The 12098-nt window shown below is 70.6% G+C and carries 12 protein-coding genes and 1 riboswitch; of the genes, 8 read left to right on the forward strand and 4 right to left on the reverse strand.

Annotated elements, in window-relative coordinates; all coding sequences use genetic code 11:
* The 3 genes from CCS38_RS32595 to CCS38_RS32605 form a co-directional block, all read left to right on the forward strand.
* A partial coding sequence (locus CCS38_RS32595; protein WP_504740355.1) for a serine/threonine kinase C-terminal domain-containing protein occupies positions 1-699 on the forward strand: 699 nt, incomplete at its 5' end.
* Between the two features lie 65 nt (positions 700-764).
* Positions 765-2087 carry an ATP-binding protein gene (locus CCS38_RS32600; RefSeq protein ID WP_223736932.1) on the forward strand — a complete coding sequence of 441 codons (1323 nt, stop codon included), beginning with the start codon at positions 765-767 and terminating at the stop codon, positions 2085-2087.
* Positions 2084-2773, forward strand: a complete 690-nt coding sequence (locus CCS38_RS32605) for a LuxR C-terminal-related transcriptional regulator (protein WP_223736933.1) — start codon at positions 2084-2086, stop codon at positions 2771-2773. Before CCS38_RS32600 ends, CCS38_RS32605 begins: the two co-directional genes overlap by 4 nt.
* On the opposite strand, the gene CCS38_RS32610 is transcribed toward CCS38_RS32605, so the two are convergent.
* On the reverse strand, positions 2673-3188 hold the full coding sequence (locus tag CCS38_RS32610) for an ATP-binding protein (RefSeq protein WP_223736934.1): 516 nt from the start codon (positions 3186-3188) through the stop codon (positions 2673-2675). The two genes, CCS38_RS32605 and CCS38_RS32610, sit on opposite strands and share 101 nt — an antisense overlap.
* Before the next feature lie 94 nt (positions 3189-3282).
* Here CCS38_RS32610 and CCS38_RS32615 point away from each other — a divergent pair, with 94 nt between their 5' ends.
* Together CCS38_RS32615 and CCS38_RS32620 are read left to right on the forward strand one after the other, a co-directional pair.
* Positions 3283-4077, forward strand: a complete 795-nt coding sequence (locus CCS38_RS32615) for a helix-turn-helix domain-containing protein (protein WP_223736935.1) — start codon at positions 3283-3285, stop codon at positions 4075-4077.
* Positions 4074-4325 (forward strand): DUF397 domain-containing protein, encoded by a 252-nt coding sequence (locus CCS38_RS32620; protein ID WP_223736936.1) that lies wholly within the window; start codon positions 4074-4076, stop codon positions 4323-4325. The genes CCS38_RS32615 and CCS38_RS32620 overlap by 4 nt, the downstream gene beginning before the upstream one ends.
* Here the strand turns inward: CCS38_RS32620 and CCS38_RS32625 are convergent, their stop codons facing one another.
* Entirely contained in the window at positions 4326-5075 is a 750-nt protein-coding gene (locus CCS38_RS32625; protein ID WP_223736940.1) for a GNAT family N-acetyltransferase, read from the reverse strand.
* A gap of 208 nt (positions 5076-5283) precedes the next feature.
* Between CCS38_RS32625 and CCS38_RS32630 the strand changes: the two genes are divergently transcribed.
* Both CCS38_RS32630 and CCS38_RS32635 read left to right on the forward strand, forming a co-directional pair.
* Positions 5284-6075 (forward strand): alpha/beta fold hydrolase, encoded by a 792-nt coding sequence (locus tag CCS38_RS32630; RefSeq protein ID WP_223736941.1) that lies wholly within the window; start codon positions 5284-5286, stop codon positions 6073-6075.
* A gap of 487 nt (positions 6076-6562) precedes the next feature.
* On the forward strand, positions 6563-6916 hold the full coding sequence (locus CCS38_RS32635; RefSeq protein ID WP_030254273.1) for a hypothetical protein: 354 nt from the start codon (positions 6563-6565) through the stop codon (positions 6914-6916).
* An 87-nt stretch (positions 6917-7003) separates the two neighbouring features.
* Here the strand turns inward: CCS38_RS32635 and CCS38_RS32640 are convergent, their stop codons facing one another.
* Entirely contained in the window at positions 7004-8179 is a 1176-nt protein-coding gene (locus CCS38_RS32640; RefSeq protein ID WP_223736937.1) for a C40 family peptidase, read from the reverse strand.
* An 8-nt stretch (positions 8180-8187) separates the two neighbouring features.
* Positions 8188-8382, reverse strand: a riboswitch (cyclic di-AMP (ydaO/yuaA leader).
* Positions 8383-8686: 304 nt separating this feature from the next.
* On the opposite strand from CCS38_RS32640, the gene pcrA reads away from it, so the two are divergent.
* Positions 8687-11179 carry a DNA helicase PcrA gene (gene pcrA, locus CCS38_RS32645; protein WP_223736938.1) on the forward strand — a complete coding sequence of 831 codons (2493 nt, stop codon included), beginning with the start codon at positions 8687-8689 and terminating at the stop codon, positions 11177-11179.
* 102 nt (positions 11180-11281) lie between these two features.
* Here pcrA and CCS38_RS32650 read toward each other — a convergent pair.
* Positions 11282-12098, reverse strand: an 817-nt coding sequence (locus tag CCS38_RS32650; RefSeq protein ID WP_223736939.1) for a M23 family metallopeptidase, incomplete at its 5' end; no start/stop codon positions are given.

Raw genomic sequence — 12098 nt, forward strand, 5'->3', positions numbered from 1 at the left:
CGCGACCCCGCCACCGCCGTCACCGCAGCCACCAGCCGCGTCCCTGTAGGCGTGCCCGCGGCGCCCGCCCGCCGCCGCCTGCGCGCCGTCCTGTGGAGTGCGCTGGCCGTCGTGGCCGTCGGCGCGGTGGCGGCCGGCGTGCTGTACCTGCTGCAGGACGGCGGCGGCGTGAAGGCCATCCCCGGGACGTCCGACGAGCCGGCCAAGCCGTCCGCCTCCGCCTCCGGGGGCGCGGACAAGCCGAAGCCGCCGAAGGTCCCGGTGGGCTACCACCTCGTCACCGAGAAGGAGCTCGGCGTCTCCTTCCCCGTGCCGAACGGCTGGACCCGCAAGTACATGCCGGAGCGCAACGAGGTCGACTATCTGGCCCCCACCGGCCTCGTCGGCCTGAAGGTCAGCGTGCTGAACTTCGCCAGTTCGAATCACGTCCGCCACTTCGAGCAGGTCGAGGAGCAGCTCCGGAGCAAGTCGCAGGGGTACGAGCGGCTGCGGCTGCAGGACACCCTGTTCCGGGGGCAGCCGGCGGCGATCTGGGAGTTCACCTTCCAGGGCCGGGTGCGCGACTTCCGCGCCATCGACCTCGGCTTCGGCAAGGAGGGCGAGAACGAGTACGCGATCTACCTGTCGGCGCCGAAGGACCAGTGGCCGAAGTACCAGCAGGTCTTCCAGGTGGCCCGCGACGGCTTCCGCTACAAGTAGCGATCAGGGGTCCCTCAGGGTCGACCCTGATGCCCCGGCATCCGTCCTCATGTGACGATCGGGGCATGACGACCGTTCCGCCCCGCGCCGAGGGCCCCTACGCCCCGGCACCCGACCCCGTAGAGCCGGCACCGCGGCGCCTGTACCGCAGCGCCGACGGCCGGCTCCTCGGCGGCGTCGCCCGCGGCCTGGCCGGCCATCTGGGGCTGCCCGTCTCCTGGGTACGGATCGTCTTCCTCGCCCTCTTCGTGGCGCAGGGCATGGGCGCGCTCCTGTATGCCGCGTTCTGGTTCTTCGTCCCCCTCGGGGTCGGCGGCGTGGACACCCACCGGCACGCGGGACATCCTCCGTACGCGCCGTCCCCCTCTCCAGTGAGCCCCGAGGGCTGGCGTGCCCGCTTCCGCCGCCTCGACAAGGGTCAGATCTTCGCCCTGATCGCGCTGGTCATCGGCGCGTCGGTGCTCGCCTCGCAGTTCGAACTCGGCCGCGCCAACGCCTACCTCTGGCCGGTCCTGCTGATCGGCGCGGGCGTCGCCCTGGTCTGGCGCCAGGCCGACAACGCCCGCCGCGCCCAGTGGCTGGAAATCGGCCGCCGCAAGGGCGTGCTCCCCGTAGTGCGCGGCGCGGCGGGCGTCCTCCTGGTCGGCATCGGCGTCACCGCCATCGTGATCCTCCAGGGCTCCGTCCGGAACCTCGGGTCGGTGCTCCAGGCCGCGCTCGCCGTCGTCGTCGGCATCGCGCTGCTCGCGGGCCCGTACCTGGTCCGCATGACACAGGACCTCTCCGAGGAGCGCCTGATGCGCATCCGCGCGCAGGAGCGGGCCGAGGTCGCGGCCCACGTCCACGACTCCGTACTGCACACCCTCACGCTCATCCAGCGCAGCGCGGACGACCCCCGGGAGGTGGCCCGTCTCGCCCGCGCGCAGGAGCGCGAGCTGCGCGCCTGGCTGTACAGGCCGGAGGGGCGCGGCAAGGACGAGGACGCGGAGCCGGACCGCCTCGCGGACGCCGTACGGAAGGCGGCGGCGGAGGTGGAGGACGCGCACGGCGTACCGATCGAGGTCGTGGTCGTCGGCGACTGCGCGCTGGACGAAAAGCTCGGCGCTCAGCTGCAGGCCGCGCGCGAGGCGATGGTGAACGCCGCCAAGTACGGTGGCAGCGGCGGCGCGGTGCAGGTCTTCGCCGAGGTGGAGGGCCGGAAGGTGTTCGTCTCCGTACGCGACCGGGGGCCGGGCTTCGACCTGGATGCCGTGCCGGCGGACCGGATGGGTGTACGGGAGTCCATCATCGGGCGGATGCAGCGCAACGGCGGGACGGCGCGGCTGCGCTCGGCGCCGGACGGGGGCACGGAAGTGGAACTGGAAATGGAGAGGGCGGCCGCGGAATGAGCGCGACGGAAGCAGCACAGGGCGCCCGGCGGGCGCGGGTGGTCCTGGTCGACGACCACCGGATGTTCCGTACGGGCGTCCAGGCCGAGATCGGTCAGACGGACTCGACCGGCGTCGAGGTGGTCGGCGAGGCCGCGGACGTCGACCAGGCGGTCACGGTCATCACGGCCACGCGCCCCGAGGTGGTCCTGCTCGACGTGCACCTCCCCGGGGGCGGCGGCGTAGAGGTACTGCGCCGGTGCGCGCCCCTCATGGCCGACCCCGACCGCCCCGTCCGCTTCCTCGCCCTCTCCGTCTCCGACGCGGCCGAGGACGTCATCGGAGTCATCCGAGGCGGCGCGCGCGGATACGTCACGAAGACGATCACCGGCACCGACCTCGTCGACGCGATCTTCCGCGTGGCGGACGGCGACGCGGTCTTCTCGCCCCGCCTGGCGGGTTTCGTCCTCGACGCGTTCGCCAACACGGATGCGCCGCCGGTCGACGAGGACCTGGACCGCCTCACCCAGCGGGAGCGCGAGGTGCTGCGCCTGATTGCGCGCGGCTACGCGTACAAGGAGATCGCCAAGCAGCTCTTCATCTCCGTCAAGACGGTGGAGTCGCATGTCTCGGCGGTCCTCCGCAAGCTCCAGCTCTCCAACCGTCACGAGCTGACCCGCTGGGCAACGGCCCGCCGCCTGATCTGACTTCGTCAGCGGGGATCCGGAGCTCGCACCACACGATCTTGCCGATGCGGTGCGCGCGGGGCTCGGTGCCCCACGCGTCCGCGAGGGCGGCGACGAGCGCGAGGCCGCGCCCGGACTCGTCGCCGGGCCCGGCGTCCCGCGGCTCCGGCTGCGCGCTGCTCGCGTCCGCGACCTCGATACGGAGTGTGTTCTGCCGTACGAGCGCTCGGGCGCGCAGCTCGCGGCCGGGGGAGACGTGGGCGTGCCGGCACGCGTTGGTCATCAGCTCGCTGAGCAACAGGATGGCGGTGTCCGCGATTTCGTCGGGTACTTTCCACGACCGCGCCTGTGCGGCGAGCAGTGTACGCGCCCTCCCGACACTCCGTGCGCTCCGCGGCAAACGCCACTCGATGTCTTGAGGTGTTCCGTCGGTCATAGCCGCAGAGTGACCGCCTGCTCATAGCCTTGGGGAGTGACGGACCGGGTACCGCTGCAGTTGTATCCGGCCGGTACCCCCGGAGGTGGACGCGGTGACGGACGCGTGGCGCTACTGCGGTAACCAGGTCAAGCTGTGGCGTAATCACGCGGGCGTCTCGCGCGACGCCCTCGCCACGGAGTCCGGCTACGCGCAGGACTCGGTGAAGTCCATGGAGCAGGGCCGCCGCCGTCCCACGGTGAAGCTCCTCGAAATCGCCGACGAAATGTGCGGCGCACACGGGATGTTGCTGGCGGCACGCGACTATTTGAAGCCGGCGCGGTACCGGTCGTACGCACAGGACTTCATGGCGCTCGAGGAAGAGGCCATCGTGCTGCAGTCCTTCGAAGCCCTGTTGATCCCCGGACTGCTGCAGACCAAGGCGTACACCCGCGCCCTGATGCACAGCCACTGCCCGCCGCTGGACGACGAGACGGTCGAGGAGCGGGTGAACGCGCGGATCGCGCGCCAGCAGGCGTTGTCGGCCAGGCCGAAGACGTTGTTCGGGTTCGTGATCTACGAGGCGGCGTTGCGCACGCTCGTGGGCGGCCGCGAGGTGATGCGGGAACAGCTCCTCCACCTGGTGGAGGTCGGTCGACTGCGCAACGTGTCCGTACAGATCCTCCCTGCCGAGAGCGGTGCGCAACCCGGGCTCAGCGGCCCCTTCGTCCTGCTTCAGAGCGCCGATCACGAGTCCTACGGGTACGTGGAAGGGCAGGAGAGCGGCGTCCTCCACACGGACGCTGAGAAGCTCACGGTACTGGCCCAACGGCATGGCATGATCCGCATGCAGGCCCTCAGCGCGGAAGAGTCGGCGAAGTACTTGGAAAGGGTGGCTGACGAGCTATGAGCGACGCCCGATTGACCTGGTTCAAGTCCAGTTACAGCGACAGTGGCGGCGGCAACTGTGTTGAGGTCGCCCTCGAGTGGCGGAAATCGAGCTACAGCGACGACGAGGGCGGGGCATGCGTCGAGGTCGCCGAAGACACGGCCCGCGTGCACATTCGGGACTCCAAGGCGGAGCCGAACGGCCCCCGTCTCGAGATAGCCCCCGCGGCCTGGGCGGCATTTGTCGCTTACGCCGCCGTAGGCGGATAGTCAGCGCGCCCCCCGTCTACGGAGGACCGCCGTGGTGACCGGGGAGTGGAGCTCCCAGCCCATGGCCCGGTACAGGGACAGACCGTCGTCCCGGGCCACCAGAACCCCCTGCGTCGCCCCCTGCTGGGCGGCGCGGGCGGCCAGGGCCGTCATGACGACCCGGCCCAGCCCCTGGCGGCGGTGCGCCGGATCCGTACGCACGCGGTCGAAGACCGCCACCGTGCCGGCCAGCGCGACCCGGCCGCCGGCGGCCACCTCCCCGGTCGTACTGAAGGCGCGCGCGTCGACGAGGTCGCCCTGGGCGACCGTTTCGACGACGTACCCGCCGGGCAGCACGGCCGGATCCGGCGGCGGCGCGGGCGCGGCGCCGGGCACCAGCCCGTCCCGCAGCCCGTCGGGCACCCCGTCGCGCACCCCGGTGCGCAACGCGCTCCCCAGTGGGGCGGTCATCAGATACTCCGGTGCCCGGAACTCCCAGGACGCCGGCAGCGCGGGCTCGACGGCCGAGCGGGGCGCGCAGACCTTCAGCCAGAGGCCCGGCGTGATGAGCGCGACGGACAGGCGGCGCAGCACCGCGGGGTCGGCCGCGGGCAGGACGTACCGCGCGACCTGGTCCGTGCGGCCGACGGCTATCCGGAAGCCGCCCGGTACCGCGACCGCGCCGTCCGCGCCGCGCGAACGTACCCAGCCGTCCACCCAGGCGCGTACGACCTCCGGCCGTGCCACAGGCACGCGGTGGTGCTCGGTCATTGTGTCCACGGACACGATCGTATTGCGAGAGCTTCGCAATAGTGACGGTGGAATTCGGCCCCCTTGCATAACGCTGCCGGGGCCACCCGAATCGTTCAAAATTCAGGCTACTTGAGAGAGGTCAAGGGCCGTGCGGGTACATATCGGTGATGGTGTTCGGCTCTACTTCGATGTGGAGGGGGCTCAACTGGTGACGGACGGCCCGGACATGGCCGAACGGCCGACAATCGTGCTGCTCCACGGGGGTCCGGGAGCAGATCACACCCTGTTCAAACCGGAGCTTTCCGCCGCGGCCGGTTTCGCTCAGGTCATCTATCTGGATCAGCGCGGAAGTGGTCGTTCCGTGCGCAGCGGGCCGCTGCAGTGGACGTGGGACCGGTGGGCGGACGACGCGATCGACTTCTGCGACGCGCTGGAGATCGAACGGCCCGTTCTCGTCGGTACGTCCAGCGGCGGCTGGATCGCGCTGCTGGCGGCCATCCGGCACCCGGACCGGTTCGCGGGGCTGGTGCTGGACAGCGTGATGCCCGGCGATGCGTACGAACGGCTGGAGATGTTCGAACGGCTGGGAGGGCCGGAGGCCCGGGACGTCGCGCTGCGCTACTGGGCGGGGGACACGGGCGACGAGATGACCGACGCGTGGGAGCGGATCTGCCTGCCGCTGTACTCACAGCAGGACGGGGACGGCCAGGACCGGCTGCGCCGGGTGCGCTGGAACGACGACGTGCTGGACCACTTCCGGCTGGTGCTGGCGCGGGAGTTCGACCCTTGGTACGGGCTGGACCGGCTGGCGTGCCGGACGATGATATTGGCGGGTGAGCACGACCCGGTGGCGACCGCGTCGGCGGCCCGCCGCTTTGCGCACCGGCTGAGTCATACGGACGTACGGCTGCACGTACTGGCCAGGGCGGGGCACGGCGTCTTCCGTGAGGCGCCGAAACGGGCGATGGATCTGCTGCGGGAGTTCGTGGTGAGCGGCCATGTACCGCGGCTGCATTGAGGATCGTGTCCGATCGCGTCGGACCGCGGCTGATTACGTTTGCCGAATTCCGACCGTCCGGTCGAATTCCGCGGCCGAATTGATGGAGTGCTGGATCAGTTTTCGTTACTGATGTGGCGCCAGTTATCCCGCGTTCCCCTCGCGACAGCAAAGCACGAGAGGGCTTCCGGTCGGTCCGTGCGAGTGCTGCGAGTGCGGTACGGCGGCGGTCCGTAACAAGGGGGAGCGGGCCGCCGCCGTACCTCGGCGGGGGCGGCCGACGGCCGTCGGGGCGGATCCGACGGCGATGGGGAGCCGACCGCCTGGACGAGGACGCTAAACCTCCCGGCGGCCATGAGGCGGGGCATTGCCGCTACTTGTCCGCACTGCCGGCGTGGATTGCTCGCTTTCGGCCACCGGGTGACAGGTGCCGACCGGTGACGGACCGGAACGACGACGGCAGCCCTGCCCGATGGCGGGAGCGAGGCCGGGGCTACGATCGACCACTATGGACGTAGTGATCAATGTGTTCGTCGCGCTGCACATCATCGGCATCGCCTCGCTGCTCGGCGGCTTCCTCACGCAGATGAAGGCGATGGGCGCGGGCACCGCCCGCTTCGTGCCCGCGATGCTGCACGGCGCGATCACGATGCTGGTGACCGGCGTCATCCTGGTCGGCCTGAACCAGATGCAGGACTACTCGGTCAACAACATCAAGATCGGCGTCAAGCTCGCCGTCCTGATCGTGATCCTGGGCCTGGTCTACGTGAAGCGTGACGAGGAGAAGGTGGAGAAGCCGCTCTTCGGGCTCGTCGGCCTGCTCACGGTCGTCAACATCTTCATTGCGCTCCTCTGGACGTGAGCGCCTGCCCGGACCGCCGGGCCGCGGTGAACGTACGAACCGCGCGACTGCCCCGAGGGGGCGGCCGCGCGGTTCGTCTTTGTGGCCTCAGGCCGGTCGTACGCTCCCGTAGATCGGCATGTAGTAGATCGACTCCACGCGTACGTTCGTGCCCGGCTTCGGCGCGTGGATCATCTTGCCGTCGCCGATGTACATCCCGACGTGGCTGATGTCGTCGTAGAAGAACACCAGGTCACCGGGTTGCAGATCGCCCGTCGCGACCCGCGTGCCCACCTCCACCTGGTCCCAGGTCGTCCGCGGCAGCGAGACGCCCGCGGCCTTCCACGCCGCCTGGGTGAGCCCCGAGCAGTCGTACGACGTGGGGCCGGTCGCGCCCCATACGTACGGCTTTCCTATCTGCGCGCGGGCGAAGGCGATCGCCTTCTCCGCCTTGGTTGCGTACGAACCGTCGGGCACTCCGGAGCCCGACCCTGTGCCGGACCCGGTATCACCCCCGGACCCGGACCCGCCGTTCGTACCGTCCGAGCCGCCGTCCTGCTGCTCCTGCCGCTCGCGCTCGGCCTGCTCCCGCGCCAGCTGCTCGGCCTTGCGCCGCGCCTCGGCCTGCTTCTTGCGCTCCAGCTCGGCCAGCCGCTCCTTCTCCTGCGCGGTCAGCCGGGACAGCAGCTGCCGGGCCTCGCCCAGCTTGTCCTGGACGTCCTGCTTGGACGTCTTCAGCGACTCCTGGGACTTCTGCAGCTCCTCCAGGCTGCTGATCGCCTGTGCCCGCTGGCGCGCGGCCTGCGCCTGCTGGTCCTGGTAGTCGGCGACCGCCTCCTGCTGGCGGCCGGTGAGCCGCTCCATCAGGTGGTTGCGGTCCACGAACTGCTGCGGGTCCCGGGCCAGCATCAGCTGGGCGGTCGGGCTCAGCCCGCCGGAGCGGTACTGCGCGGAGGCGAAGGTGCCCAGCTCGCGCCGGGCCTCGTTCATCTTCTCGGTCCGCTGGGCCGCGGCCTCCCGCAGCCCGTCCACCTTCTCGCGCTGCGTGCCGGCGCGCTCCTTGGCGGCGTTGTACTTCTGGGTGGCTACCTCGGCCTGCCGGTACAGACCGTCGACCTTCTTCTTGACCTCCTCTATGGAGGGCTTGGGGTTGCTGGGGGCCGCGTCCGCGCTCTGGGTGAGCAGCGTGACGGAGGCGAGCGCCGCGGTGGTGAGCCCGGCCGCCGTACGGCGGTGCGCGGGCACGGCGAGGATGCGGGTGCGCGGCTTGCGATGAGACGCCAAGGCCGGCGACTCCTTCCGTGGACCGCCTACCGGGTTAGCTGTCGGGTTCGGGCGTGTGCCGCATCGTCGCGGCGTACTACGGAAGGTGCCCTACGGCCTGTGCGGACCGGTCCCTGTGCGGGTCGCTCCGTGCCGGCCGATTCACCCCGGTCGTACGTGTGGGTCCCCGGCTCCGGCCGCTGTGGGGATGGCGGTCCGGACTCGGCGGGGCGGCCCGTGCCGGCGCTTTCGCCGGGCGGTGGGGCGGGCTGCCCGTCGGCACGGTAGCCAACTCGTGTGACTTCTGTGAAGGCTGATGTTCGATTTGCCCGATACATTTCCGTGACCTGATCGTGTCCGGGTCGATGACCGACCGACTGTGAACACGGATTGTCCGGTGCTGTTGTCCGTCCGTGAGCGCGATGCGGGTCCCGTATCCTCCGCGCGCCCGCCGCGGGCGGCCCCTCGACCCCGGAATTCCGCGGTCCGGACCGCGTTGTCAGTGGGGCGGCCTAGACTCGGTGGGCGATGAGCAGCCTCTTTGACGACAGCTTCCTGGCGGACCTCGACCCCAAGGACGAGGAGCCGCCGCCTCCCGAGGACGAGGACCGTCCGGCAGCGGAGGAGGTGCCGCACGACCTCTTCGGCGGCCGCTTCGACGCCCCCGTGCAGCGGGACGCGTACTACCGCGACGGCGCCGCCCGCCCTGCGGTGGACCCGGCCGCGCTGCTGGAGGGGCTGAACGACCAGCAGAAGGCCGCCGTGGTGCACAGCGGCGGCGCGCTGCTCATCGTCGCGGGCGCCGGCTCCGGCAAGACCCGCGTCCTCACGCACCGCATCGCGCATCTGCTCGGTGCGCGCGGCGTCCACCCCGGCCAGATCCTCGCGATCACGTTCACGAACAAGGCCGCGGGCGAGATGAAGGAGCGCGTCGAGGACCTGGTCGGCCCGCGCGCCAACGCCATGTGGGTGTCCACGTTCCACAGCGCCTGCGTCCGCATCCTGCGCCGCGAGTCCAAGAAGCTGGGCTTCACGTCGTCGTTCTCGATCTACGACGCCGCCGACTCCAAGCGCCTGATGGCCCTGGTCTGCCGCGACCTGGACCTCGATCCCAAGCGCTTCCCGCCCAAGTCCTTCAGCGCCAAGGTCTCCAACCTCAAGAACGAGCTCATCGACGAGGAGACCTTCGCGGGCACGGCGGCCGACGGCTTCGAGAAGACCCTGGCCGAGGCGTACACGATGTACCAGGCACGGCTGCGCGAGGCCAACGCCCTGGACTTCGACGACATCATCATGACGACGGTGAATCTGCTCCAGGCGTTCCCGGACGTCGCGGACCACTACCGCCGCCGCTTCCGGCACGTCCTGGTCGACGAGTACCAGGACACCAACCACGCCCAGTACACCCTCGTGCGTGAGCTGGTCGGCCCCGGGACGGCGGAGGTGCCCGCCGCCGAGCTGTGCGTCGTGGGCGACGCCGACCAGTCGATCTACGCCTTCCGCGGCGCCACGATCAGGAACATCCTCCAGTTCGAGGAGGACTATCCGGACGCGACCACGATCCTGCTGGAGCAGAACTACCGCTCCACGCAGACGATCCTCTCGGCCGCCAACGCCGTCATCGAGCGCAATGAGAACCGCCGCCCGAAGAACCTCTGGACGGACGCCGGCACGGGCCCGAAGATCACCGGCTATGTCGCCGACACCGAGCACGACGAGGCGCAGTTCGTCGCCGACGAGATCGACCGGCTGACGGACGCCGGCGAGACCCGGGCCGGCGACGTCGCGATCTTCTATCGCACGAACGCCCAGTCCCGTGTCTTCGAGGAAGTCTTCATCCGGGTCGGCCTGCCGTACAAGGTCGTCGGCGGCGTGCGCTTCTATGAGCGCAAGGAGGTCCGGGACGTCCTCGCGTACCTGCGCGTGCTGGCCAACCCCGAGGACGCCGTCCCGCTCCGCCGCATCATGAACGTGCCGAAGCGCGGCATCGGCGACCGCGCCGAAGCCATGATCGAAGCGCTCGCGCTGCGCGAGAAGATCACCTTCCCGCAGGCGCTGCGCCGCGTCGACGAGGCGTACGGCATGGCCGCGCGCTCCGCGAACGCCGTCAAGCGCTTCAATGCGCTCATGGAGGAGCTGCGGACCATCGTGGAGTCCGGCGCCGGCCCCGCGACCGTCCTGGAGGCCGTCCTGGAGCGTACGGGCTATCTGGCCGAGCTCCAGGCGTCCACGGACCCGCAGGACGAGACCCGCATCGAGAACCTCCAGGAACTGGCGGCGGTCGCCCTGGAATTCGAGCAGGACCGCGCCGAGACGGAGACATCAGGGGCTGCCGCCCCGGGCCCCGGCACCCTCTCCGACTTCCTGGAGCAGGTCGCCCTGGTCGCCGACTCCGACCAGATCCCCGACGAGGACGAGGAGGGCACGGGCGTCATCACGCTCATGACCCTGCACACCGCGAAGGGCCTGGAGTTCCCGACCGTCTTCCTGACCGGCATGGAGGACGGCGTCTTCCCGCACATGCGCGCGCTCGGCCAGACCAAGGAGCTGGAGGAGGAGCGGCGGCTGGCGTACGTCGGCATCACGCGCGCCCAGGAGCGCCTGTACCTCACCCGCTCCACGATGCGCAGCGCCTGGGGCCAGCCCCAGTACAACCCGCAGTCCCGCTTCCTGGAGGAGATCCCGGACGAGTACGTCGAGTGGAAGCGGACCGGCCCGGCGACGCCGTCCGCGTCCATGGGCGGGCTGTCCTCCGGCCTGTCCGGCGGCGGCTTCGGGGCCTCCGCCTCCGTCTCCTCCTCGCGGAGCAAGGCGGGGCCGAGCGGCTTCGCGACCCGGCGGGCGAAGGACCGCCAGGTGGTCGCGCTGGCGATCGGCGACCGCGTCACGCACGACAGCTTCGGGCTGGGCACGGTCGTCGGCGTCAAGGGCAGCGGCGACAACGCCGAGGCCACGATCGACTTCGGCGGCGAGAAGCCGAAGCGGCTGCTGCTGCGGTACGCGCCGGTGGAGAAGCTGTAGCCGGTGGAGAAGCTGTAGTCGTACGTCGGCGGCGGCGCTGCAGTCGTACGCACCGCAGGCGGCCCGCCCCTCCGGGGGCGGGCCGCCTGCGTGTGCTCCTGCTCAGTTCGGGTTGATGCCGTGGGAGCGCAGCCACGGCAGCGGGTCTATCGCGTCGCCGCCGTCGGGGTGCACCTCGAAGTGGAGATGCGGGCCGGTGGAGTTGCCCGAATTGCCGGAGTACCCGATGACGTCTCCGGCCTTGACCGTGCCCGAGCGGATCTTGGCGCTGCTCAGGTGGCAGTACCAGGTCTCGGTGCCGTCCGGCGCCGTGAGCTCGATCATGTTGCCGTAGGCGGGGTTCCACTTGGTGACGACCGTGCCGTCGGTCGCGGCCATGACCGGCGTGCCGTAACTGACCGGGAAGTCGATGCCGGAGTGCAGCGACATCCAGTTGACGCCGGCCTGCCCGAAGAGCGCGCTCAGCCCGTGCTGCTTGACCGGCAGCGCGAACTTCGGCCGCAGCGCTTCCTTGCGCGCCGCCTCCTCTGCCCGCCGCTTCTTCTCGGCGGCCTCCCGGGCCTGCAGGTCGAGACGTTCCTGCGTACGACTGGCACGGTCGGCGAAGTCGTTCGCGTCCGCGGTCAGGTTGGAGAGCTGGGAGTCCAGCTTGTTGTTCGCGGCCGACGGCTTCACCGCCGAGGCTTCCGAAGCGGCCTGTACGGCGGTGTCCTCGTCCTTGTCGGTCGCACCGGAGACGGAGGCGGCGGCCACGGCGCACACGCCCATGGCGGCCACGGACGGCACGGCGACGGTCAGCAGCGCGGACTTCTTCGGCGTACGCCGCCGGCCCCGGCCGCCGTTCCCGTGCCCTTCCCGCCGGGCGGCCCGACGGCCACCGGGGGCGGCTTCGGGCGCAGCCTCGGGGGAGACGGTGGGG

Origin of the sequence: Streptomyces purpurogeneiscleroticus (assembly GCF_020024005.1) — a bacterium.
Classification (GTDB): Bacteria; Actinomycetota; Actinomycetes; order Streptomycetales; family Streptomycetaceae; genus Streptomyces; species Streptomyces purpurogeneiscleroticus.